Below are 24,691 nucleotides of genomic sequence, written 5' to 3' on the forward strand. Positions count from 1 at the left end.
ATCCCCGAGACTCGCGTGGTCGTCCCGCGGCGGACGCCCGACGCCCCGAGCGGCAGGGAGCGCACCTGGGACGAGGTCCCGCGCTGGCAGATCTATGTGCCGCTGTCCGTCTACCTCGTGTTCACCCTCATCCCCTTCTACTGGATCCTGCTGTTCGCGGTCCGCCCCTCCGGCTCCACCTCGCTGCTGCCCTGGCCCGTCACCGGCGAGCACTTCGAGAAGGTCTGGAACGAGCGGAGCTTCGGTACGTACTTCCAGAACAGCCTGCTCGTCGGCCTCGCCACGCTGGTGATGACGACGATCGTCGCCCTGGCCGGCGGCTATGCGCTCGCCCGGTTCGACTTCAAGGTCAAGCGGGCGTTCATGCTGGCCCTGCTGTGCTCCCAGTTCGTGCCGGGCGCGCTGCTGCTGGTGCCGCTGTTCGAGATCTTCGCCGAGCTGCAGATGATCAACTCGCTGGGCAGCGTCATCATCGCGGAGACGGTGTTCCAGCTGCCGCTGTCGATGATCCTGATCAGCAACTTCATCAAGAACGTGCCGTACTCCCTGGAGGAGGCGGCCTGGGTGGACGGCTGCAACCGGTTCACGGCCTTCCGGATCATCGTCCTGCCGCTGCTGCGGCCGGGTCTGATCGCCGTCGGCTCCTTCGCCTTCGTGCACTCCTGGAACCACTTCCTGTTCGCCCTGATGTTCCTCAACAACCCCGACAAGCAGACCATCCCGGTCGGCCTGAACACCCTGATGAGCGCCGACAGCGTGGACCTCGGGGCGCTGGCGGCGGGCGGCATCATCGCGGCCGTGCCGGTCGTGCTCGTGTTCGCCTTCATCCAGAAGTGGCTGATCACCGGCTTCAGCGCGGGGGCGGTGAAGGGATGAGGAAGCACCGCCTTCTCGTGTCGCTGGCTCTCCTGGCGGTCCTCAGCGTCCCCGCGCACGCCGACGCGCGGGACATCTCCCGCGACACCCTCGCAGCCGACGACGGCTGGGCGGCGTACGGCTCAGGCACCACCGGCGGGGCCGCCGCCGACGACGCCCATGTCTTCACCGTCACCGACCGCGCGGAGCTCGTGCGCGCCCTCGACGGCGGCAGCGACACCCCGAAGATCATCCGGGTCGCCGGGACCGTCGACGCCAACACCGACGACCAGGGGCGTCGGCTCGACTGCGACGACTACGCCACCGACGGCTACAGCCTGAAGCGGTACCTCGCCGCCTACGACCCCCGCACCTGGGGCGCCGCCAAGCCCAGCGGCCCCCAGGAGGAGGCCCGCCAGGCCTCGGCCGCCCGCCAGGCCGAGCGGGTCGTGCTGCGGGTCGGCTCCCACACCACGATCGTCGGGCTCGGGGACGACGCCGTACTGAAGGGCGCCAGCCTCCAGGTGAGGGGCGCGGACAATGTCATCGTCCGCAACCTCGAACTGCGCGACGCCTACGACTGCTTCCCCGTCTGGCAGCCCAACACCGGCGGCCTCGGCGACTGGAAGACGGCGTACGACAACCTGTGGCTGGCCGGCGCCACCCATGTGTGGGTCGACCATGTCACCGCGAGCGACAAGGGCCACCCGGACGAGGACGAGCCGACCTACTTCGGCCGCAACTACCTGCGCCACGACGGACTGCTGGACATCACCAACGCCTCCGACCTGGTCACCGTCTCCTGGAGCCGGTTCGTCGGCCACGACAAGGCCATGCTCATCGGCAACAGCGACTCCGCCACAGCCGACCGCGGCAGGCTGCGGGTCACCCTGCACCACAACCAGTTCGAGTCCGTCGTCCAGCGCGCCCCGCGCGTGCGGTTCGGGCAGGTCCACCTCTACAACAACCGCTATGTCGTCCCCGAGGACGTCCACGACTACCGCTACTCGATCGGCGTGAGCACCGAGTCGGCCGTCTACGCGGAGAACAACGCCTTCACCGTGCCGGGGCACGTCGAGGTCGCCGACCTGGTCAAGAGCTGGAACGGCAGCGCGCTGTACCAGCGGGGCACGCTGTTCAACGGCTTCCCCGTCGACCTGCTGGCCATCCACAACGCCTACAACTCCGGCAGCGAGCGCGATCTGACGGCCGACGTCGGCTGGACGCCCGTGCTGCACGGCGGGATCGACAGCGCCCAGGCGGCCGACCGGGCCGTGCGCAAGGGCGCGGGCGCCGGGAGGATCCCATGAGCCTGCCCATCGTGCTGGCGGGTGCCCGCGGCCATGGCCGCTGGCACGTCGAGAACATCAGGCGGCTCCAGGCGAAGGGACTCGTCCGCCTCGTCGGCATCTGCGAGCTGACCCCGCTCACCGAGGAGGAGTTCGGCGGCGAACTGCCCGCCCAGTCGGCCGACTTCGGCGCCCTGCTCGACGCCACCGGCGCCGAGGCCGCGGTCGTCTGCACGCCGATCCCCACCCACACCGACCTGGCGCTGACGGCCGCCCGCAGGGGCGTCCACCTGCTGCTGGAGAAGCCGCCGGCACCGTCGTACGCCGAGTTCCGGCGGATGGCCGACGGGGTCGCGGCGGCGGGGGTCGCCTGCCAGATCGGGTTCCAGTCGCTCGGCTCGCACGCCGTGCCCGCGATCCGTCGGCTGATCGCCGAGGGCGCGATCGGTGAGGTCGCCGGGGTCGGCGGCGCGGGCGCCTGGGCGCGGGACGAGGCCTACTTCCGGCGGGCGCCCTGGGCCGGCAGACGGCGGCTGAACGGCGCCGACGTGATCGACGGGGCGCTCACCAACCCCCTCGCGCACGCCGTCGCCACCGCCCTCGTGCTGGCCGGCGCCGGGCGGGCCGAGGACGTGGCCGAGGTCGAGACCGAGCTGTGGCACGCCAACGCCATCGAGGCCGACGACACCTCCTGCGTCCGCGTCACGACCGGCGGGGGCCGCACGGTCGCCGTCGCCGCGACCCTGTGCGCGGAGCGGCCCGACGAGCCGTACGTCCTGGTGCACGGCAGCCGGGGACGGATCACCTTCTGGTACAAGCAGGACCGCGTGCTGCTCCAGCGTGCCGGGCACGGCCCGGAGGAGTTCGAGTACGGCCGCACCGACCTGCTGGAGAACCTCGCCGCCCACCTCACGGCCGGCGCCGAACTGCTCGTGCCGCCGGAGGCGACCGGCGCCTTCATGAAGGTCGTCGAGGCGATCCGGCAGGCCCCCGACCCGGCTGCGCTGCCCGAGTCGGCCTGGCGGCTGCTGCCCGCCGAGCGGCGCCGGGTCGTGCCCGGTGTCGACGGACTGGTCGCGGCCTGCGCCGACACCCTCGCCCTCTACTCCGAACTGGGCGCCCCCTGGGCGGCTCAGGAGGTGAGCTTCCGATGACCGAGTCCCCGGTGCTGAGCGCCGCCGGTCGCCCCGTCGGCCGCTATGTCACCCGGCCCGAGCTGCCCGGCCGGCTCTCCCCGCGCCCCTACCTGCACCCCGTCACCACCCTCGCCGGCACGGCCGTCACCGAACTGAGCCCTGCCGACCACCCGCACCACCTCGGCGTCGGTGTCGCCGTTCCCGACGTCGAGGGGCACAACTTCTGGGGCGGCCGCACCTTCGTGCGCGACCAGGGCCCGACCGAGCTGGACAACCACGGTGCCCAGCGGCACGTCGCCTTCCAGCTGCGCGACCCGGACGGATTCGTCGAGGAACTGCGCTGGGTCGCCGCGCGGGGCGAGCTGCTGCACGAGCGCCGTACCGTCGCCGCGACCGAACTCGGCGACGCCGCCTGGGCGTTGGACTTCACCTTCGCCCTGACCAACACCACCCCCGACACCCTGTCCGTCGGCAGCCCCGCCACCAACGGCCGCCCCGGCGCGGCCTACGGCGGCTTCTTCTGGCGGGCGCGCAAGGAGGCCGAGGCGCCGGAGGTCTTCACACCCGACGCCGAGGGCGAGGAACAGGTGCACGGCCGGACGGCCGAGTGGCTGGCCCTGGCAGGCAGCACCTGGACGCTCGTCTTCGCGGGGGCCACCGACGCCACCCGCCGCGACCCGTGGTTCGTGCGCACCGCCGAGTACCCGGGCGTCGGCTCCTCCCTCGCGCACACCGAGCGCGTCGCGATCGGCCCCGGCGACACCCTCGTACGCCGTGTCGTCACGGTCGTCGCCGACGGCCGGCTCGACCGCACCGAGGCGGCCGCGCTGATCCGCAAGGCGGTCGCCCAGTGACGTACACCAACCCGATCCTGAACGCCGACTGGTCCGACCCGGACGTGCTGCGCGTCGGCGACGACTTCTACCTCACCGCCTCCAGCTTCGGCCGCGTCCCGGGTCTGCCCCTGCTGCACTCGCGGGACCTGGTCAACTGGACGCTGGTGGGCCACGCCCTGGACCGGCTGGAGCCCGCCGAGGAGTTCGCCCGGCCCCGGCACGACTGCGGGGTGTGGGCGCCCTCGCTGCGCTTCCACGACGACCGCTTCTGGATCTTCTGGGGCGACCCCGACCAGGGCGTCTTCCAGGTCAACGCCCCCGAGATCAGGGGGCCCTGGACGCGGCCGCACCTGGTGAAGGAGGGCAAGGGGCTGATCGACCCCTGCCCGCTGTGGGACGAGGACACCGGCGAGGCCTACCTGGTGCACGCCTGGGCCAAGTCCCGCTCCGGGGTGAAGAACCGGCTCACCGGCCACCGGATGCGCCCCGACGCCACCGGGCTGCTCGACGAGGGCACGCTGATCGTGGACGCCGACCGCGTCCCCGGCTGGTTCACCCTCGAAGGGCCCAAGCTGTACAAGCACGACGGCTGGTTCTGGATCCTCGCCCCGGCCGGGGGAGTGGAGACCGGCTGGCAGGGCGCCTTGCGCTCACGCGGGTTCTTCGGGCCGTACGAGGAGAAGGTCGTCCTGGAGCAGAAGGACACCGACGTCAACGGCCCCCATCAGGGCGGCTGGGTGCGCACGGCCTCGGGGGAGGACTGGTTCGTGCACTTCCAGCAGCGCGGCGCCTACGGCCGGGTCGTCCATCTCCAGCCGATGCGCTGGGGGGCCGACGGCTGGCCGGTGATGGGCGACGACGGGGCCCCGGTGACCGTGCACAAGCTCCCCGACCTGCCGCCCCAGCCGCCCGCCGCGCCCGCCACGGACGACGACTTCCCCGGCGGCCGGTTCGGCCGGCAGTGGCAGTGGACCGCCAACCCCCAGGACGGCTGGGCCACCCAGCACTCCGGCGACGGCCTGAAGCTCGCCTGCGTCCGCTCGGCCGACGCGCACGACCTGCGCAGGCTGCCGAACGTCCTCACCCAGCGGCTGCCCGGCATGCCCTGCACGGTCGAGGTCGGGCTGCGCCTGGACAGCGAGGAGCCGGGCGCGCGGGCCGGGCTCGCCGTGCTCGGGGACGCCTTCTCGTGGATCGGGCTGCAACGCGCGGCCGACGGCACGGCCGAGCTGGTGCACCGGTTCGCCGAGGGCGTCGCCGACCGGGAGCGGGACGCGGCCCGGGCCCGGCCCGCGCCCGAGGGGTGGGCGCGCCTGCGGATCGAGATCGGCGCCGGAGCACGCTGCCGGTTCTTCACCGACCTCGGTGACGGCTGGACGCCGTCCGGGCAGGTCTTCGCCGCCACGCCGTGGCGCTGGGTCGGTGCCCTGCTCGGCCTGGTCGCCCTCGCGCCCGACGGCCAGGGGCACGCGGGCACCGCCACCTTCACGCACTTCAGGGTCACGCCGCAGTAACGCACCGCATTCGTCAGCCTGTTGGGAGCCGCAATGACGCACCTCCGTAGCAAGCGCTTGCCGGGCGCCGGCAGAGCCGTGGCCGCCGCCGCGGCCCTCGTCGCCTCGCTCGGCCTGGGGTCGGTCGGGGAGGCCCAGGCCGAACCGGCCGCTCCCGCCGCCGCGGCGGGCACCCGCTTCACCGACGTGCCCCATGGCTTCGCCTCCCTCGCCGGCGGCACCACCGGCGGGGCCGGCGGCAAGGTCGTCACCGTCACGGACGCGGCCTCGCTGGCCCGGTACGCGGCGGCCGATGAGCCGTACGTCATCCGGGTCAAGGGCTCGATCGCGGTGGAGCCGTTCGGTGCCGAGATCGACGTGGCCTCCGACAAGACGGTCGTCGGCGTCGGCGACACCGGCGAGATCGTCCACGGCGAGCTGCATCTGAACCCCGGCACGCACAACGTGATCATCCGCAATCTGACGATCCGCGACTCGGCGGTCGAGGGCAACTGGGACTGCAAGGACACCGACTTCGACGGCATCCAGATGGACACCGCCCATCACGTCTGGGTCGACCACAACCGCTTCTCGAACATCTGCGACGGCCAGCTCGACATCCGCAAGGACAGCGAGTACGTGACCGTCTCCTACAACCGCTTCGAGAACAACAACAAGACGTTCGGGCTGGGCTGGACGTCGAACGTCCGCACCCAGATCACGGTCGACCACAACTGGTTCGCCCGGACCAAGCAGCGCAACCCGTCCGTGGACAACGCCGCCTACGCGCACCTGTACAACAACTACCTGACGGCGCAGGCCGATCCGGGCGACCCCGTGTGGACGTACGGCAACTGGTCGCGCGGGCGCACCAAGATGGTCATCGAGAACAGCTATTACGAAGACGTCCAGCACCCCTATCAGGCGGACACCACCGCGGAGTTGGTGCAGCGCGGGTCGATCCTGCGGAACACCACGGGCCGGCACGACGAGTGGGGTGCCGCCTTCGATCCGCGGGAGTTCTACGCCTACCGGCTGGACCCGGCCGCCGCCGTGCCGGCGCTGGTCAGGCGGTTCTCCGGGCCGCAGCGGCAGATCGGCGTCGTCCTGCACGTCCCGGGCGCGTACCCGACCGTGCAGGCCGCCGTGGACGCCGTGCCGGACGGCAACGACGTGCCGGTGACGCTCGCCGTCGCGCCGGGGACGTATCGCGAGAAGGTCTACATTCCCGCGACAAAGCCGAACATCATTGTGCAGGGGACTGGACAGGACCGGTCCGACACCGTCATCGTCTACGACACACCGGCCGCGTACGGCGGCTCCAACGGGAGCGCCACCGTACGGATCGCCGCGAGCGACGTCACGGCGCGCCGTCTCACCTTCAGCAACGACTTCGACGAAGCCGCGCACGAGCTGAACGGCGAGCAGGCGCTGGCGGTGAAGACGACCGGCGACCGGATCGTCTTCGAGGACACCGCCTTCCTGGGCAACCAGGACACCCTGATGACCGACAGCCCCAAGCTGACCACCGTCAGCCGGGTCTACATCCGCGACTCCTCCATCGAGGGCGACGTCGACTTCGTCTACGGGCGGGCGACGACCGTCATCGACCGGTCGGTGATCCGGGCCCTGAGCCGGGGCTCCGCCAGCAACAACGGCTACATCACGGCCGCCTCGACCTGGAAGGGCAACCCGTACGGGTTCCTGATCACCCGGTCGCGGATCGTGAGCGACGCCCCGGAGGGGTCCTTCCACCTCGGCCGGCCCTGGCATCCGGGCGGGGAGCCGGACGCCGTGGGCCAGGTCCTGATCCGGGAGACCGAGCTGCCCGCCGCGATCAAGTCGGCGCCGTGGACCGACATGAGCGGCTTCTCGTGGAAGGACGCGCGGTTCGCGGAGTACCGCAACTACGGCCCGGGTGCCGTGGTGAGCGCGGACCGGCCGCAGCTGAGTGACGCCGACGTGGCGTCGTACGGCGTCGACGACTACCTCCGGGGCGCCGACGACTGGGCGCCGCACACCCGCTGACCCCCCACAACTTCATATCCCCCGAGGGAATCCCCGATGGAATTCCCGATGGCATCCCGTTGGATCCAGAAGAAGAGAGCCGACCGATGAAGATCAGCAGCAGCAGAAGCAGGCGGGCCGCCGCGGCCGTGGCCCTGGGATCCGTGCTCGCCCTGACCGCGACCGCCTGCGGCGACGACGGCAATGGCGGCGGCGGCACGGGCGCCGAGGGCGACGGCAAGGGCAAGATCGTCTTCTGGGACAACAACGGCGGTGTCCGCACCGATGTCTGGAAGGAGATCATCGCCGACTTCGAGAAGGCCAACCCGGACATCGACGTCGAGTACGTCGGTATCGCCTCCACCGAGTACCAGTCCAAGGTCGACACCGCCATCCAGGGCGGCGGCCTGCCGGACGTCGGCGGTGTCGGCGCGGCCATGCTCGCCGGGTTCTCCGCGCAGAACGCGCTGGAGCCGCTGGACGAGCGGCTCGACAAGTCCGCCCTTAAGGGCATGCTCAACAAGGACATGGTCGAGTCCATGAAGGCCGCCGGCGGCGGCGACGGCACCCTGTACTCGATCCCGACCTCCGCCAACAACGGCGTGCTGTACTACCGCACCGACCTGTTCGAGAAGGCGGGCCTCGACGAGCCGACCACCTGGGACAAGTTCTACGAGGCGGCGGAGAAGCTGACCGACGCCAAGAAGAACGAGTTCGGCTACACGATCCGGGGCGGCGCGGGCTCCATCGCGCAGGCGCTCGACTCCATGTACGGGCAGTCCGGGATCACGTCGTTCTGGAACGGCGACAAGACGACGGTGAACGACCCGAAGAACGTCGCCGCGCTGGAGAAGTACGCCGGGCTCTTCAAGAAGAGCACCCCCGCGGCCGACCTGAACAACGACTTCACCAAGATGGTCGCGCAGTGGGACTCCGGCACGATCGGCATGCTGAACCACAACCTGGGCTCGTACCAGGACCATGTGAAGGCGTTCGGGACGGAGAAGTTCCGGGGCATTCCGCAGCCGGTGGGCTCCGCCGGCAAGCGGGTCCAGGTGTCCAACCCCGTGGACGGGCTGGGGCTGTTCAAGAACTCCAAGAACAAGGACGCCGCCTGGAAGTTCATCGAGTTCGCGCTGTCGCACGCGGAGAACTCGAAGTTCAACGAGTCCGCGGGGCAGGTGCCGGCGAACACGGAGGCGGCTTCGGACGCGTGGGTGACCAAGGCGGAGCCGACGAAGCTGGCCGCTGCCGCGCTGACCGACGGGTCGACGACCATCGTGCAGCTGCCGTACTACCTGCCTGACTGGAACACCATTTCCAAGGCGGACAACGAGCCGAACTTCCAGAAGGTGCTGCTGGGGAAGATGAGTGCGAAGGAATTCCTGGACGGGCTGGCTGAGCAGCTGAATGAGGCTCAGGCGGAGTGGAAGCAGCAGAACGGCTGACCGTTCTTTTCCGAGTCTCGCCGTGGGGCGGCCTGTGCTTTGCAGGGTGCGGGCCGTCCCTGGCTGGTCGCGCAGTTCCCCGCGCCCCTGATAACTCGCCCCCCGTTGAAAGGTTCAAGGCGTGTCCCTCAGCCGTCGACAGGTCGCTGCCGCCGCACTTGCCGCCGTTCCCCTCGGCGCTGCCGTCAGCAGCCCCGCTCATGCCTCACGGCATTCCAGCCGCACGCTCTACATCGCCGGTGACTCCACCGCCGCCCAGAAGTATGTCTCCGCCGCGCCCGAGACCGGGTGGGGAATGGCGTTGCCGTTCTTTCTGCACAAGGACCGGGTCGTCTCCAATCACGCGGTGAACGGGCGGAGTTCGAAGAGTTTCATCGACGAAGGGCGGCTGGATGTCATTCTCGCGGCCATTCGGCCGGGGGACCTTCTGCTGATCCAGTTCGGGCACAACGACGAGAAGACGACGGATCCGACGCGGTACACCGAGCCCTGGTCGACGTATCAGGAGTGTCTGCGGAGGTATGTCGAGGGGGCGCGGGCGCGAGGTGCCCGGCCCGTGCTGGCGACGTCCGTGGAGCGGCGGAGGTTCGACAGCGCGGGGAAGGCGCTGCCCAGCCATGGGGAGTACCCGGCGGCGATGCGGGCGCTGGCCGCCGAGGAGGGGGTCGCGCTGCTCGACGTCCAGGCGCTGTCGCTGGCGTTGTGGCAGGAGCTGGGGGTCGAGGAGACCAAGGCGTACTTCAACTGGACTGCGACTGAGCAGGACAACACGCACTTCAATCCGCCGGGTGCGATCGCGGTCGCCCGGATGGTGGCGCGGGAGCTGGTGCGGGCCCGGGTGCTCGCGCCGCGGGACGTGCTCCGGCTGGAGGACGAGATCCCGGACTCGTGGATCACCTGGCCGTCGGATGTCGAGTAACTAGGAGAGCCGCAGCGTGAATATCCGTAAATGTCATGGACGTGTCATTACTGTGCTCGGCTGCACCGCGCTGGTGCTGTCCGTCACCGGAGGCGCCGTCGCGCACGGCGGCGGGCGGCACGATGTCGCCAGGGAAGTGCTGCCGGCGGGCGACGGGTGGGGGTCGTACGGGACCGGCACCAGTGGAGGTGCCGCCGCCGACGCCGAGCACGTCTACACCGTCAGCACCTGGGCCGAGTTCCGGGCCGCGCTCGAAGAGGGCGGCTCCGCGCCGAAGATCGTCAAGGTCAGAGGCACCATCGACGCCGTCGCCGACGGCTGTGACGCCCTCGCCGTGCCCGGCTACGACTTCGACGCCTACCTGGAGAAGTACGCCCCCGAGACCTGGGGCCTGGAGACCCGGCTGGACGCCGAGCCGGACGACAGCCCCGAGGGACTGCGGCGTGCGTCGGCCGCCGTGCAGGACCAGCTCATCAAGGTGGAGGTGCCCGCCAACACCACCATCATCGGCGTCGGCCGGGGCGCCGGCCTCAAGGGCGCCAGCCTCCAGATCAAGGGCGTGGACAACGTCATCGTCCGCAACCTCACCTTCGAGAGCCCCATCGACTGCTTCCCGCAGTGGGACCCCAGGGACGGGTCCAAGGGCAACTGGAACTCCGAGTACGACTCCGTCGTGGTGTACGGCTCCACCCATGTGTGGATGGACCACAACACCTTCACCGACGGCAGCCACCCCGACAGCGCCGCCCCCACCTACTTCGGGATGCTGTACCAGCAGCACGACGGCGAACTGGACATCGTCCGCGGCTCCGACCACGTCACCGCCTCCTGGAACGTCTTCGCCGACCACGACAAGACGATCCTGATCGGCAACAGCGACAACGCCGCGACCACCGCCACCGACCGGGGCCACCTGAAGGTGACCTTCCACCACAACCTGTTCCGCGACCTCGTCGAGCGCGCGCCCCGCGTCCGCTTCGGACAGGTCGACTCCTACAACAACCACTTCATCGGCGACGACACCTACGCCTACAGCTTCGGCATCGGCAAGGAGTCCCAGCTCGTCGCCGAGCACAACGCCTTCACGCTGCCCGCGGGCGTCAGCCCCGCCAAGATCCTCAAGAAGTGGAACGAGGCGCCGCTCACCGCCGCGGGCAACCTCGTCAACGGCGAGCCCGTCGACCTGATCGCCGTGCACAACGCGGAGATCCCCGCCGAGACCCTCCAGTCCGGCGTCGGCTGGACGCCCGAGCTGCGCACCAAGGTCGACCCCGCGTGGGCCGTGCCCGGTCTCGTCCGCCACCGCGCGGGCGCCGGCCGGCTGCGCTGACCGCACCCCGAACCGGCCGGGGCGGTCCGCACCGCGGCCCCATCACGGGCCCGTCCGCCCCGGCCCATCCCCTCACGCCCCGCACCGTGAAGGAGCACCTCCCCATGGCCACCCTCTCCCGACGCGGATTCCTCGTCGCCGGCGCCGCCCTCGGCCTCGCGCCGCTGCCCGCGTACGCCGGGACCCGCCCGCCGCACGGGCCCTTCGGCCGCTACGGATCGCCGGCCGCCCGGCTCACCGCCACGACGCTGTACGTCGATCCGCGCGGCCGCGGCGACTTCACCACGGTCCAGGCCGCCGTGAACGCGGCCGGCGGCACCGGGTACACCCTGGTCCTCGCGCCCGGCGTCTACCGGGAGACCGTGGCCGTCGCCGCCCCCGAGATGTCCTGGATCGGCGCGAGCGAGGACCCGCGCGACGTGGTCGTCGTGTACGACAACGCCGCCGGGACACCCAGGCCCGACGGTTCCGGCACCTACGGCACCTCCGGTTCCGCCACCACCCTGATCCGCTCCGACGGCTTCACCGCCCGCTGGATCACCTTCGCCAACGACTGGCTGCGCGCCGACCACCCCGGCGTCTCGGGCACCCAGGCCGTCGCCGTCAAGGTGCAGGGCGACCGGGCCGCCTTCCACCACTGCCGCTTCCTCGGCCACCAGGACACGCTGTACGCCGACTCCGCCGCACTCGGCGTGTTCGCGCGGCAGTACTACGCCCACTGCCATGTCGAGGGCGACGTCGACTTCGTCTTCGGGCGTGCCACCGCCGTCTTCGCGCACTGCCACTTCCGCACCCTGGACCGCACCGACCTCGCCGCCGCGCCGTACGGCTTCGTGTTCGCGCCGTCCACCGCCGGGGCCAACCCGCTCGGCTACCTGGTGACGAGGAGCCGCGTCAGCAGTGAGGCACCCGACGCCCACTACAAGCTGGCCCGGCCCTGGGTGCCCAGCTCCGACCCCACCGCCCGTCCGATGCTGACCGTGCGCGACACCTGGCTCGGGCCCGGCATCGACGCCGCCGCGCCCTACGCCAACATGTCGAACTCCTTCCCCTGGCAGCAGCAGCGCTTCGCCGAGTACCGCAACACCGGGCCGGGGGCCGAGATCACCGACCCCGCGAACCGGCCCCAACTCACCGAGGAACAGGCCGAGTCGGCCACCCGGGCGGCCTATCTGGGCGACTGGGCCCCGTGGAAGAAGTGCTGAGCATGCGCCGCCGCACCCTCCTCGCCGGGATCACCGCCGGGCTCGTCGCCACCTCCGGCGGGTCCGCCCTCGCGGCCGGCCGACGTGTCCTGCACGTCCGGCCCGGCGACTCCGTGCAGGCCGCCGTCGACGCGGTGACCGGGCCCGGCTGGACGATCGTCGTCCACCCCGGCACCTACCGGGAGGTCGTGAAGATCCCCGCCGACAAGGCCGGGCTGACCCTGCGCGGCGCCACCCGCGACCCGCGCGACACGGTCATCGTGTACGACAACGCCAACGGCACTCAGAAGCCAGACGGCTCCGGCACCTACGGCACGGCCGGCTCGGCGACCTTCACCTCCGCCGCGCCCGGCCTCACCGTCCGCGACCTCACCCTCGCCAACGACTGGCTGCGCGCCGACCACCCGGACATCACCGGCACCCAGGCCGTCGCCGCGTACGTGACCGGCGACCGCTCGCACTTCGAGCGGGTACGGCTGCTGGCCCACCAGGACACCCTCTTCGCCGACACCGGCGCCCTGGACACCTTCGACCGGCACTACTACCGCGACTGCCACATCGAGGGCGACGTCGACTTCGTCTTCGGGCGGGCTCGTGCCGTCTTCGACCGCTGCCGCTTCCACACGCTCGCGCGGGAGGTGCCGTTCACCCCCAAGGGCATGGTCTTCGCGCCCTCCACCGCCCGCGCCAACCCGTACGGGTTCCTCGCCGTGCTCGGCCGGATCACCTCGGGCGCGGAGGACGGGGCGTACAAGATCGCGCGGCCGTGGGTGCCGTCGTACGAGACGACGGCCCGGCCCTCCCTCGTCGTCCGGGACACCTGGATCGGGCCGGGGATCGACGCGGTGGCGCCGTACACGAATATGCGCGAGGCCTACCCGTGGCAGACCATGCGCTTCGCCGAGTACGCCAACTCCGGCCCCGGGTCCACCGTCACGGTCCCGGAGAACCGGCCGCAGCTGACGGGGCAGGAGGCGTCCCTGCACACACCGCGGACCTACCTCGGGGACTGGACGCCGTACGAGAGGCACTGAAGCCGTGCTGCCGCCCTTCCACGCCGCACTCAAGGACGAGTTGACCTTCCCGCTGGCCTGGGGGAACGCGCCGGTGCGCGACTTCGGCGCCTGGCGCGCGGCCGCCCGCGCCGAGCTGGAGCGGGCGCTCGTCGTGGACCGGCAGGACTGCACGCCGTACGACCCGGAGTTCGGGGAGCGGGCGCAAGGGGACGGCTTCACAAGGGAGTCGGTCACCCTCTCCCTCACCCGCCACGAGCGGGTCCGGGCCCTGCTGCTCACCCCTGAGGGCAGCGGGCCGTTCCCCGCCGTGCTGCTCCTGCACGACCACGGCTCGCGGTTCGACATCGGCAAGGAGAAGGTCGTCCGGCCCTGGTACGACGACAACCGCCTTGAGTCCGCGCGCGGTTGGGCCGAGCGGTGCTACGGCGGCCGGTTCCTCGGTGACGAACTCGCCCGGCGCGGGCATGTCGTCCTGGCCGCCGACGCGCTCGGCTGGGGCGACCGAGGCCCGCTCGCCCATGCGCAGCAGCAGGCCCTCGCGAGCAGCCTCTACCAGCTCGGCTCCTCCCTGGCCGGGCTCATGGCCCGCGAGGACGCCCGTGCCGCCGGGTTCCTCGCCGGGCTCGACCGGGTGGACGGCCGCCGGGTCGCGGCCCTCGGCTTCTCCATGGGGGCCTTCCGCGCCTGGCAGACGGCCGCGCTCAGCGACGACATCGCGGCCGCCGCGAGCGTGTGCTGGATGACCGGGCTGAAACAGCTGATGACCCCCGGCAACAACGCGCTGCGGGGCCAGTCCGCTTTCCACATGCTCCACCCCGGGCTCGCCCGGCATCTGGACCTCCCCGACGTCGCGAGCATCGCCGCGCCACGGCCGATGCTGTTCTTCGACGGCGGGCTCGATCCGCTGTTCCCCGCCGCCGGTGTCCGCGCGGCCCACGCCAGGCTGCGGGCCGTCTGGCGCTCCCGTCATGCCGAGCAGCGGTTGCACCTGAAGACCTGGCCGGACCGCGGCCATGTCTTCGACGCCCGTATGCAGGACGAGGTGTTCGCCTGGCTGGACCGCGTCCTGTGACCCGGGCGGGTGCCGGCGGGACCCGTACGGTGGCTTGACCCGATCGAGGTGACGCGCGTAGAAACCTGCCATGCATAAGCCTCTGCGTCTCGCGGCCGTCGCCGCAGCCTGCGCCGTCACCGGTGCCGCCCTGTACGGCGCCGGCGCGGCCACGGCCGGCCAGTCGACCGCGAACAGCACCCACGAGCCCTACAACATCGGGCTCCTCGTCAAGGACATCGACACCTACTACGGCACCACGCTCGACGCGAACGGTGTCTACCAGGCGTCCCCCGACAGCCCGTACGCCCAGGACCTCGCGGACATCGACGAGTCCGCGATGCGGTACATCGACAAGGCGGCCCGCAAGGCCCACAAGCACGGCGAGCGGCCCGCGGTCGTCTTCGACATCGACGACACGCTCCTGCTCAGCCTCGACTACGAGAAGAAGACCAACTACACGTACAACTCCGCCACCTGGGCCGAGTACGTGAACCGGGCCGACCGTCCGGCCGTCTTCGGCAGCCCCGAGCTGGTGCGGTACGCGCAGTCCAAGGGCGTCGAGGTCTTCTACAACTCCGGGCTGAGCGAGTCCCAGCGCGCCGCCGCCACCGAGAACCTGAAGAAGGTCGGCGCCGATGTGAACCTCGACGCCGACCACATGTTCCTCAAGGACAAGGCGAACCCGCCGGCCTACCTGAGCGCGTGCGCCACGCCGGGCACCTGGAACTGCACGACCGTTCAGTACAAGTCCGGCACCCGCCGGCACATCGAGGACGACCTCGGGTACGAGATCGTCGCCAACTTCGGCGACCAGTACAGCGACCTCGAGGGCGGCTACGCCGACCGGACGTACAAGCTGCCGAACCCGACGTACTTCGTCAGCTGAGCCCCTTCACCGGCCCGGCCGACTCCAGGGTCGGCACGACCGGCTGAAGGGTACCGTCCGCGGCGAACCACAGCCGGTCGATCGTCGTCTCGCGGTGCGTGCCGTCCCCGCCGGGGCGGCCTGGACCGTTCAGGGCGAACCGGTGGTAGACGATGTACCAGTCGTCGGTGCCGGGCGTGTTCACCACCGAGTGGTGGCCCGTGCCGAGGATGCCGTGCTCGGGCCGCTTCGACAGGATCGTGCCCCGCTCGGTCCACGGACCGAGCGGGGTCGGGCCGGTGGCGTAGGCGACGTGGTAGTCCGGGCTGCGGGTGTCGTCCTCGGACCACATGAAGTAGTACGTCCCCTGCCGCTTCACCACGAACGAGCCCTCGCGGAAATTCGCCGGGGTGATGTCCTTCACCTGCGCGGCGTCGAAGGAGACCATGTCGTCGGCCAGCGGGACGACATAGCCGCGGCTGTTGCCCCAGTACAGGTACGAGGTGCCGTCGTCGTCCGTGAACACGGCCGGGTCGATCATCTGGCCGGTGAACCGGCCCTTCGCCACGAGGGGTCTGCCGAGCGCGTCGGTGAAGGGGCCGGCGGGTGAGTCGGCGACCGCGACGCCGATCTGCTGTTCGGCGCAGAAGTAGAGGTAGTAGCGGCCGTCCTTCTCGGCGATCGCCGGAGCCCACGCGTTCTTGTCCGCCCAGGCCACGTCCGGGCCCAGGTCGAGGACGACGCCGTGGTCCTTCCAGTGGACCAGGTCCTTGGAGGAGTAGGCCTTGAAGCGGGTGCCGCTCCAGCCGGGGAAGCCGTCCGTGGTGGGGTAGATCCAGTACGCGCCGTCCAAGTAGCGCACATCCGGGTCGGCGGTGAGGCCCGGCAGGACGGGGCTGCGGGTGGGCACCGCCTCGACCGTCCAGGTGCGGCGCGTGCCGTCCGCCGCCGTCACCGTGTACGTCCGCGGCGTGCGGAAGTCGCGCCGCGTGCCCGACGGCGGGCTGAGGGTCGCGCCCGCGGCGACGGCGAACTCGGGGGCCAGAGCGGCGCGTTGGGCGTGCGGGGCCATCGGCAGGACCACCTTCGAGGCGGCCTCGGTCACGATCGCGTACCCCCGCTGACCCTTCGCGGTGACGTCCACGACCGAGGCCGGCGTCGCCGGGTAGGCGGCCAGCAGCCGGTCGTACTCCTCCTGCGTCACCGGCAGGACGGTGCCGTGCCGGGGGCTCGCCGGGAGCTGGTAGTTCTCCGACATGGTCCACTCGCCCGAGTCGAGCTCGGTCGTCTCGAAGGGGACGTAGCCGCGGCCGCCGTACTCGTCGACGAACAGGTACCACTTGTCCTCGGTGTTCGACTTGAACACCGTCGGCCCCTCGCCGCGGCTGATCGCGCCGCTGCCGATGCAGTCCGAGACGAAGTCGTACTTCGTCGAAGTCAGCGTCGTCGACTTCTCCGCGGTGATGAACTTGGAGCAGGGGCTGGAACTGCTCGGGTCGCGTTCGTCCTTGGTGTAGCGGTGGTACGTGCCCTCGTGCTCGACCACCGTGGAGTCGATCACCGAGTAGCCGGGGTCGTTCCAGACCTTCGGCTCGCTGAAGGTGCGGAAGTCGTCGGTGGTGGCGTACAGCATCTTGTTGTACGTCGAGCCGGTGTGGTCCGGGTCGTCGGCCGCGTACAGCTTCGACGCCCAGAAGACGACGTACGTGCCGAGCGTGTCGTCCCAGTAGGCCTCCGGCGCCCAGGTGTTGCCCGCGTTGTCGGGGGAGACCCTCACCAGCCGCTGGTCGGTCCAGTGGACCAGGTCGGTGGACTCCCAGACCATGACCGACTTGCTGCCGTGGCGCTGGACCTGGTCCCAAGTGCCGCTGGAGCCGCGGTACATGCGCAGGTCGGTGGCGATCAGATAGAACTTGTCGCCCTCGGGGGAGCGGATGACGAACGGGTCGCGCAGGCCCTTCTCGCCGATGGTCGAGGTCAGCACCGGCTTCCCGGCGTTGAGTTCGCGCCAGTGCAGCGGGTCGTTGCCGCGGCTGAGGGCGTAGCGGATCTGCTCGCCGTCGGCGGTGCCCTCGCCGGTGAAGTAGGCGAACAGGTAGCCGGCGTACTCGGGTTGCTTCACGGGTGGTGCTCCTGGGGCTGCGGTGCTGGGCGGGGCGGACATCAACGAGAGGAGGAGGGCCAGTAGGGGGAGCACGAGCCTGCCGGGGTGCATGGCACATCCTGTGGGAGTCTGGGGGATTCTGTTGAATGGCGTGCCTTCGGAGTGTCACCAGTGGGGGACAGCGGGTCAATCGGTGCGGGCGGGCTCAGCGGAAGCGAAAGTTTCGGTGGTTTTCGTACGGTGGCGGGCAACCTCGAGCCGCACGGTGGCGACCCGTTGACGTAAGACCCCCACGCATCGCCCAGGAAAGGAACGCCCCAGTGCGTCAGAGCACCGGACGCCACCGCAGGGCCCGCACCCTCTCGATCGCCGCGGCCGTCTCCCTCGCCGCGGGCGCGGGTGGCGTCTGCCTCGGCCTGTCGAACGGCGGCGCCGAGGCCGCCTCCAGCACGGTGACCGTCTCCTCCACGGCCCAGCTGGAGACGGCGGTCCGCGGCGCCACCGCCGGCACGGTCATCCAGATCCGCGGCGGCATCTACCGGCCCACCGCCACCCTGAAGTCCACCGCGAGCGGCACGGCCACCCGCCGCATCACCCTGGAGGCCTACGGCACCGAGAAGGTCACCCTCGACGGCTCCCGGCTGCCCGCCGGGTCCTGGCTCGCCGGCATCCACGGCAGCTACTGGACGATCCAGAACCTCACCTTCCAGAGGGCGCCCGCCCAGGGCCTCGTCGTCACCTCCTCCACCGGAGGCGTCTTCCAGAACCTGGTCACCGCGGACAACGGCGACTCCGGCTTCACCCTGCGCGGCGACGGCACGACGGACAACCTCGTGCGGAACCTGGACAGCCACGGCAACTACGACACCGCCGCCCACGGCCGGAACGCCGACGGCATCGCCATCAAGTTCGGCTCCGGCACCGGCAACGTCCTCGACGGCGCCCGCCTGTACGACAACGCGGACGACGGGCTGGACCTCTGGCAGTTCTCCTCGCCGGTCACCGTCGAGAACTCCTGGGCGTTCGGCAACGGCGAGAACCGCTGGAACGACCCCGCCTTCGAGGGCAACGGCAACGGCTTCAAGCTCGGTGGCGGCGGCGTCTCCGTGGCCCACCAGGTGCGCAACAACGCCGCCTGGGACAACACCCTGCACGGCTTCACCGAGAACTCCAACACCGGCGCCGTCGTGCTCTACCGCAACACCGCCTACGCCAACACCGAGGACGGCTTCTACTTCGCCACCGGCCGTGCCCGCCTCGCCCGCAACCTCGCGGTCGGCAACGGCGACGGCAGGGCCAGGCTCGGGCGGGCCACCGTGTCCGCGGCCAACAACTGGGACGCGGGTGTGGCGACTCCGGCGTTCGTCTCCACCAGCGCGGCCGGTGCGTACGGTCCTCGCGGCGCGGACGGTTCGCTGCCCGCGACCCGCTTCCTGACGACGGGCTCCACGGCCATCGGCGCGACCATGAAGTGACCTTCAGGACCCTTCAGGACAAGGGAGACGCCCCCGCCGATCGTCATCGGCGGGGGCGTTCCGTGTCCGGGCGCGATGGGGGTCGCGGCCCGGAGGCCGGCCGGGGGGCGGCCGGCAGCTCAGACGATCACTCGTACGAGAGATCCGAGGCGGTGTAACGGCAGTTCGTGCCGTCGGGGCCGGTGCCCAGCTCCTTCGGCTCGGCGCCGGTGTCGTTGCCCTGGAAGCGGGTGCACGGCTTGATCTTCTTGCCGCTGTCGCCGTGGATGCGCACCTTCCGCAGGGCCGCGGTGTCCCCGTAGTTGGCGTTGATGCCGACGATCGACTTGCCCGGCGCGGTCACGTCCACGTCGGTGATGATCACCTGGCGGTTCTTGTACTGCGTCTTGCAGTTGCCGCAGGTGCGCACCAGCTTGCCGAAGTCCGACACCTGGAACTTGGTGACGACCAGCTTGCCCGCGCCGTTGAACTGGAACACCTTGTCGTCGGCGTGCCGCGCGCCGCCGCCGTACACCGTGTACACGGCCGACGCCGACTTGCCCTTGAAGGTGGCGGCGTCCTCGCCGACGTCCTCCCACCAGACGTTCTGCAGCGTGCAGCTGCCCAGGCAGTGGATGCCGTCGGCGGCCGGGGCGCCCAGGATGACGTTCTTCAGGACGGCGCCGTCCTCCAGCTGGAAGACCGGGTCCTGGTCCTCGTCCTGGCTGTCGCCGCCGAGGGCGCCGCTGCCGTAGAAGCGCTGGTACTTGCCGTCGTAGCTGCCCGACACCTTGATGGTGCTGGTGACGGCCTTCTTGCCGGTGGCCGTCGGCCAGGAGGACGCGGCGCCGGCCGAGGACAGCATCGTCGTGGTGACGACGGCCGCCGCGGTGATGCCGAGGGCGGCGGCGCCGCCGATGACCGCGCGCCGCCGGGTGACGCGGCGACGGTGACGGACACGCTGTTCGGGTCGTGCTGTCATACGCATTCCTTGCGTGGTGGGGGATCCTTGCGTCTCCTTGTCGCCACCGGCAGGGAAGGGGTTGCCGCGTCTCCCGGTCTTTTTACGAGTCCCCGTCGGACGCCGTGTCGTTGTCGCCGTGGGGCGCGAAGTCGCCCGCCACGGACAGCTCCTGGCCGTCCGCCGTCGCGTTCGCCGCGTACCGGTCGTCCTTCGCGTCCCGGCCGCCGCGCTCGTGGTCGTACTGCCCCGCGAACACCCACTCGCCCGCCGGGACCGTACGGCCCTCCTTGAGCGTCCATGTGTAGACCAGGAAGCCGTCCCGTTCCTCGGCGGTGAAGGCGAAGTCGTCCTCCGGCAGCGAGCGCCAGGCGCCCGCGGAGGACACCCCGCCGGTCTGCGCGATCTCCAACCGCACGGTGAGGGCGGTGAGTTCCTCGGTCGTCTTCAGCGTGATGTTGCTCTGCGCCCAGAAGTCGTTGCTGTGCGGGTCCACCGAGCCGTCCGACCACAGCGGGCCGTCCTGCTCACCGGAGGCGGGCGGCGCGGACGAGACCGGCGCCGTCGGGGTCGGTGACGGGGATGCGCTGCCGGGCTGGCCCGACGGCTGGGAAGGCTGACTCGGGGTGTCCTTGGGGCTCGGCGTCGGGTCCGCGGGGAAGGCTGGCGGCCGGCTCGTCTCCTCCGGCGACGGCGTGGGCGTCGCCGACTCGGCCACCGTGCGCTGCGGCGGGGCCGGCTCCTCCTTCACGGCCGAGGCGACCGCGTAGCCGCCGACCGCCAGCACACCCGCGACCGCGGCCGTGGCGCCCGCGACCCGCAGCCAGCCGAACACCGGCTGCCGCCGGGACCGGTGGTCCGTACGCGTCTGCTCGGACATGCCGCGCTCGATCCTGGCCAGGATGCGCGCGCGGTCCGGCTGATGCGCCTCGGCCGCCTCCCGCAGCCGGGCGCGCAGCTCGTCGTGCACGTCCCGCGTCATCGGTTCCTTCCTCCGGCCTCGCCGCTGCGCGCCATCGCCGCATGCACCTGCCGCGGCGCTCCCTGTGTCCCGAGCAGCCGCTGCAGCTCGGCCATGCCCTTCGAGGTCTGGCTCTTCACCGTACCCACCGACACACCCAGGGCCAGCGCGGTGTCCTTCTCCGACAGGTCGAAGGCGTGCCGCAGCACCACACAGGCCCGCTTGCGGAACGGCAGCCGGCGCAGCGCGGCCTGCACGTCGACCGCGCCGGCGACGTCCGGGTTCTCCGTCCTCTCCTCGCCGCGCGGCCAGAACAGGGCGATCCGCCGCCGCTCGCGCACCGCGCTGCGGATACGGGTGCGGGCCAGGTTGGCGACCACCCCGCGCGCGTACGCCACCGGATGGTCGGCCGCGCGCACCCGGTCCCAGCGGTGCCACAGCGCGAGCAGCGCGTCCGCCGCCAGATCGTCGGCCGCGTCCGGCTCGCCGGTCAACAGGTGGGCGAGGCGGGCCAGTTCGGCGTAGTGCCGCTCGAAGAAGGCATGGAACTCCACGGAGGCGGCGTCGTCGACGACTGTGCCCACGGGCTGTTTCTCCTCGCTGTGGTTCCCCAGGCGTCGAACAGCCGTACGCCGGGACGAGATCCGGCACTGTATCAGCGATCCGTACGGGTCTTCGAACGCGGTATGGCATCCCGAACCCGATTCCGTAACACGGGGAAAACCTGAAACCGGTTCGACGGGGGAACAATCCAGCCAGCATCCGCACACGATCAAGCAGGCGCCGAGGAGTTGTCCGCCATGTTCGACAGGTATTTCCGGATCTCCGAGCGGGGATCCACCATCGGCCGGGAGATACGCGGCGGTTTCGCCACGTTCTTCACCATGGCCTACATCCTCGTCCTGAACCCGATCATCCTGGGCAGCGCCAAGGACCGGTACGGCGAGGCGCTCGACCCGGTCCAACTCACCACCGCGACCGCCCTGGTGGCGGCCGTGATGACGGTCGTCATGGGCGTCGGCGGCAATCTACCGCTCGCCCTCGCCGCCGGGCTCGGCCTCAACGCCGTGGTCGCCTTCCAGATCGCCCCGCTGATGAGCTGGGACGACGCGATGGGCCTGATCGTCCTCGAAGGCCTGCTGATCTGCGTGCTGGTGGTGACCGGACTGCGCGAGGCCGTCATGCACGCCATCCCGCAGCCGCTGAAGCAGGCGATCAGCGTCGGCATCGGCCTGTTCATCGCGTTCATCGGCTTCGTCGACGCCGGGTTCGTCAGCCGCATCCCGGACGCCGCGAACACCACCGTGCCGGTACAGCTCGGCGGCACCGGCACGCTGACCGGCTGGCCGATCCTCGTCTTCTGTCTCGGCGTGCTGCTGACCGTCGCCCTGCTGGCCCGCAAGGTCAGGGGCGCGATCCTCATCAGCATCGTGACGACGACGCTGGTCGCGATGGCGATCAACGCCGCCGCGGACGTGCAGAGCTGGGGCCTGACCACCCCTGAGTGGCCCGACAAGGTCGTCGACACCCCGGACTTCGGGCTGCTCGGTCAGTTCAGCCTGTTCGGCGCCTTCGACGAGCCGGGCGTCGGCGTCATCACGGTCGTCCTGCTGGTCTTCACGCTGATCCTGTCCGACTTCTTCGACACCATGGGCACGGTCGTCGGCGTCAGCGCCGAGGCGGGCCTGCTGGATCAGGAGGGCAAGGTCCCGAACCTCGGGCGGGTGCTGCTCATCGACGGCGCCGCGGCCGTCGCGGGCGGCGCCTCCTCGGCCTCCTCCGCCACCTCCTACATCGAGTCGGCGGCCGGTGTCGGCGAGGGTGCGCGCACCGGCTTCGCCAACCTCGTCACCGGCGGCCTGTTCGCCCTCGCCCTGCTGTTCACCCCGCTGCTCACCATCGTCCCGCTCCAGGCGGCCGCGCCCGCCCTGGTCGCCGTCGGGTTCCTGATGATGACCCAGGTCAAGTACATCGACTGGGACCGGTTCGACATCGCCATCCCGGCCTTCCTCACGATCGCCGTGATGCCGTTCACCTACTCCATCACCAACGGCATCGGCGCCGGCTTCCTGGCCTACGTCGTCATCAAGACGGCCCTGGGCAAGGCCAAGGAGGTCCACTGGCTGCTGTGGGGCGCCTCGGCCCTGTTCCTGGTGTACTTCGCGATCGACCCGGTCAAGCAGCTGCTCGCCTGAGGCCTGATCCGGAAGAAAGGCCCTAGTCCGCCAGCGCGGCCTCCATCACGGCCTTGGCGACCGGCGCGGCCAGGCCGTTGCCGCTCACCTCGGAGCGAGCCGCGTCGGACTGCTCCACGATCACCGCGACAGCGACCTGCTTGCCGGTCGAGTCGGACGTGCCGTACGAGGTGAACCAGGCGTACGGCGTCTTGGAGTTGTTCGTACCGTGCTGGGCGGTGCCCGTCTTGCCGCCCACCGTGACGCCGTCGATCTGCGCGTTCGTGCCCGTGCCCTCCTCCACGACCGTCTGCATCGCCGACTGCAACTGCTCGGCCGTGGAGGAGCTCACGATGCGCGTGCCGGAGGCGTTGTCGTCGTAGTCCTCCAGCACATCACCGTCGCTGTCGGTGATCCGCGACACCATGTGCGGCGAGACCAGCTCACCGCCGCCCGCTATCGCCGCCGACACCATGGCGATCTGCAGCGGCGTCGCGGTGACGTCGAACTGGCCGATGCCGGACAGCGCGGTCTGCGCCTTGTCCATGTCCTTCGGATACACGCTCTCGTAGGCGCGCACCGGCACGTCCTGCTCGTCGTCGTTGAAGCCGAACTTCTCCGCCATCGCCCGGACCTTGTCCTGGCCGAGGTCGACGGCCATCTTGCCGAAGACGTTGTTGCAGGAGTACTGGAGCGCCACGCGTATGGAGGCGTTCTCACAGGGCGCGGAGGGGTTCTCGTTGGTGAGGTCCCGGTCTGACTGGGGCAGCGGGTACGGGTCGGGGCTGACGGTCTTGTCGTCGACCGAGGAGTACAGCCCGTCCTCCAGAGCCGCCGCGGCCACGACCAGCTTGAAGGTGGAGCCCGGCGGCAGCGGCTGGCGCAGCGCACGGTTGGTCATCGGCTTGTCGGCGTCCTTCTGCAGCCGCGTCCAGACGTCGGAGTCACCGGTGGCCAGGTCCGCGGGGTCGTACGACGGCGTCGAGACGACCGCGAGGATCCGGCCGGTCTCGGGGTCGATGGCGACAGCGGCGCCCTTCTTGTCGCCGAGGGCCTCGTACGCCGCCTTCTGCACGTCCGGGTCGATCGTGGTGAGCACATCGCCCGGGTCGGCGCGCTTGCCGGTGACCGTGTCCATCACGGTCTGCAGCCGGGTGTCGGTGCCGTCCAGCAGGTCCTGGTAGACGCCCTCCAGCTGGGTGGCGCCGAAGACCTGCGAGCTGTAGCCGGTCACGGCCGCGTACAGCTCGCCGTCGGTGTACGTGCGCTTGTATCTGAGGTCGCCGCTCGTCGTCCGGGCCGAGCCCGTGACCGCCTCTCCGCCCACCACGATGTTGCCGAGCGGCTCGCTGTACAGCGCGATCGCGTTCCGCCGGTTGTCCTTGTCCTCTGCCAGCGCCCTGCCTTCGTAGAACTGCACCCAGGTCGCCCTGACCAGCAGAGCGAACACCAGCAGCAGCGTGAAGACCGACGCGCGCCTGATCGTCTTGTTCATCCCGATCACTAGACGAACGACTCCGACCGGATCGTTCCCTTCCGCCCGCTTTTCTCATGCGCCTCTCATGCGCAGGGCTCGTGTCCGGG

The 24,691-nt window shown here is 70.7% G+C and carries 20 protein-coding genes; 15 read left to right on the forward strand and 5 right to left on the reverse strand.

Features of this window, described 5'->3' with window-relative positions; all coding sequences use genetic code 11:
- The 13 genes from RKD23_RS28980 to RKD23_RS29040 all read left to right on the forward strand — a co-directional run bounded on the left by RKD23_RS28980 (position 1) and on the right by RKD23_RS29040 (position 15,474).
- Positions 1–876, forward strand: coding sequence for a carbohydrate ABC transporter permease (locus RKD23_RS28980; protein WP_424858359.1), 876 nt, complete (start codon positions 1–3; stop codon positions 874–876).
- Positions 873–2,165 (forward strand): pectate lyase family protein, encoded by a 1,293-nt coding sequence (locus tag RKD23_RS28985; protein WP_424856362.1) that lies wholly within the window; start codon positions 873–875, stop codon positions 2,163–2,165. The genes RKD23_RS28980 and RKD23_RS28985 overlap by 4 nt, the downstream gene beginning before the upstream one ends.
- On the forward strand, positions 2,162–3,298 hold the full coding sequence (locus tag RKD23_RS28990; RefSeq protein WP_424856363.1) for a Gfo/Idh/MocA family protein: 1,137 nt from the start codon (positions 2,162–2,164) through the stop codon (positions 3,296–3,298). The genes RKD23_RS28985 and RKD23_RS28990 overlap by 4 nt, the downstream gene beginning before the upstream one ends.
- Positions 3,295–4,134: a PmoA family protein gene (locus RKD23_RS28995; RefSeq protein ID WP_424856364.1), complete on the forward strand. Its 840-nt coding sequence runs from the start codon at positions 3,295–3,297 to the stop codon at positions 4,132–4,134. The genes RKD23_RS28990 and RKD23_RS28995 overlap by 4 nt, the downstream gene beginning before the upstream one ends.
- Complete coding sequence (locus RKD23_RS29000; RefSeq protein ID WP_424856365.1) at positions 4,131–5,630, forward strand: family 43 glycosylhydrolase; 1,500 nt, start codon at positions 4,131–4,133, stop codon at positions 5,628–5,630. The genes RKD23_RS28995 and RKD23_RS29000 overlap by 4 nt, the downstream gene beginning before the upstream one ends.
- A gap of 33 nt (positions 5,631–5,663) precedes the next feature.
- Positions 5,664–7,637, forward strand: coding sequence for a pectinesterase family protein (locus tag RKD23_RS29005; protein ID WP_424856366.1), 1,974 nt, complete (start codon positions 5,664–5,666; stop codon positions 7,635–7,637).
- Between the two features lie 86 nt (positions 7,638–7,723).
- A complete protein-coding gene (locus RKD23_RS29010) occupies positions 7,724–9,064 on the forward strand; it encodes an ABC transporter substrate-binding protein (protein ID WP_424856367.1) in 1,341 nt (446 codons plus the stop codon).
- A 121-nt stretch (positions 9,065–9,185) separates the two neighbouring features.
- On the forward strand, positions 9,186–9,983 hold the full coding sequence (locus tag RKD23_RS29015; RefSeq protein ID WP_424856368.1) for a rhamnogalacturonan acetylesterase: 798 nt from the start codon (positions 9,186–9,188) through the stop codon (positions 9,981–9,983).
- 16 nt (positions 9,984–9,999) lie between these two features.
- Positions 10,000–11,313 carry a pectate lyase family protein gene (locus RKD23_RS29020; protein WP_424856369.1) on the forward strand — a complete coding sequence of 438 codons (1,314 nt, stop codon included), beginning with the start codon at positions 10,000–10,002 and terminating at the stop codon, positions 11,311–11,313.
- A 104-nt stretch (positions 11,314–11,417) separates the two neighbouring features.
- A complete protein-coding gene (locus tag RKD23_RS29025) occupies positions 11,418–12,518 on the forward strand; it encodes a pectinesterase family protein (RefSeq protein ID WP_424856370.1) in 1,101 nt (366 codons plus the stop codon).
- Positions 12,519–12,520: 2 nt separating this feature from the next.
- Positions 12,521–13,552 (forward strand): pectinesterase family protein, encoded by a 1,032-nt coding sequence (locus RKD23_RS29030; RefSeq protein WP_424856371.1) that lies wholly within the window; start codon positions 12,521–12,523, stop codon positions 13,550–13,552.
- A gap of 4 nt (positions 13,553–13,556) precedes the next feature.
- Positions 13,557–14,606, forward strand: a complete 1,050-nt coding sequence (locus tag RKD23_RS29035) for a dienelactone hydrolase family protein (protein WP_424856372.1) — start codon at positions 13,557–13,559, stop codon at positions 14,604–14,606.
- Between the two features lie 70 nt (positions 14,607–14,676).
- Positions 14,677–15,474 (forward strand): HAD family acid phosphatase, encoded by a 798-nt coding sequence (locus tag RKD23_RS29040; RefSeq protein ID WP_424856373.1) that lies wholly within the window; start codon positions 14,677–14,679, stop codon positions 15,472–15,474.
- On the opposite strand, the gene RKD23_RS29045 is transcribed toward RKD23_RS29040, so the two are convergent.
- On the reverse strand, positions 15,467–17,668 hold the full coding sequence (locus RKD23_RS29045; RefSeq protein WP_424856374.1) for a family 43 glycosylhydrolase: 2,202 nt from the start codon (positions 17,666–17,668) through the stop codon (positions 15,467–15,469). The genes RKD23_RS29040 and RKD23_RS29045 overlap by 8 nt on opposite strands.
- 209 nt (positions 17,669–17,877) lie before the next feature.
- On the opposite strand from RKD23_RS29045, the gene RKD23_RS29050 reads away from it, so the two are divergent.
- A complete protein-coding gene (locus RKD23_RS29050; protein WP_424856375.1) occupies positions 17,878–19,032 on the forward strand; it encodes a right-handed parallel beta-helix repeat-containing protein in 1,155 nt (384 codons plus the stop codon).
- 127 nt (positions 19,033–19,159) lie between these two features.
- Here the strand turns inward: RKD23_RS29050 and RKD23_RS29055 are convergent, their stop codons facing one another.
- From RKD23_RS29055 to RKD23_RS29065, 3 genes are all read right to left on the reverse strand, one after another.
- Positions 19,160–19,993: a pectate lyase gene (locus RKD23_RS29055; RefSeq protein ID WP_424856376.1), complete on the reverse strand. Its 834-nt coding sequence runs from the start codon at positions 19,991–19,993 to the stop codon at positions 19,160–19,162.
- A gap of 82 nt (positions 19,994–20,075) precedes the next feature.
- Positions 20,076–20,954 carry a hypothetical protein gene (locus RKD23_RS29060; protein WP_424856377.1) on the reverse strand — a complete coding sequence of 293 codons (879 nt, stop codon included), beginning with the start codon at positions 20,952–20,954 and terminating at the stop codon, positions 20,076–20,078.
- Positions 20,951–21,517, reverse strand: coding sequence for a SigE family RNA polymerase sigma factor (locus tag RKD23_RS29065; RefSeq protein WP_424856378.1), 567 nt, complete (start codon positions 21,515–21,517; stop codon positions 20,951–20,953). The genes RKD23_RS29060 and RKD23_RS29065 overlap by 4 nt, the downstream gene beginning before the upstream one ends.
- Positions 21,518–21,733: 216 nt before the next feature.
- Between RKD23_RS29065 and RKD23_RS29070 the strand changes: the two genes are divergently transcribed.
- The gene (locus RKD23_RS29070; RefSeq protein WP_424856379.1) at positions 21,734–23,128 is read left to right on the forward strand and encodes an NCS2 family permease; all 1,395 of its coding nucleotides are present in this window, start codon (positions 21,734–21,736) and stop codon (positions 23,126–23,128) included.
- Positions 23,129–23,150: 22 nt separating this feature from the next.
- Here RKD23_RS29070 and RKD23_RS29075 read toward each other — a convergent pair whose 3' ends face one another.
- Entirely contained in the window at positions 23,151–24,602 is a 1,452-nt protein-coding gene (locus RKD23_RS29075) for a peptidoglycan D,D-transpeptidase FtsI family protein (RefSeq protein WP_424856380.1), read from the reverse strand.
- Positions 24,603–24,691 lie beyond the last annotated feature (89 nt).

The organism is Streptomyces sp. SAI-170 (assembly GCF_049739565.1).
Classification (GTDB): Bacteria; Actinomycetota; Actinomycetes; order Streptomycetales; family Streptomycetaceae; genus Streptomyces.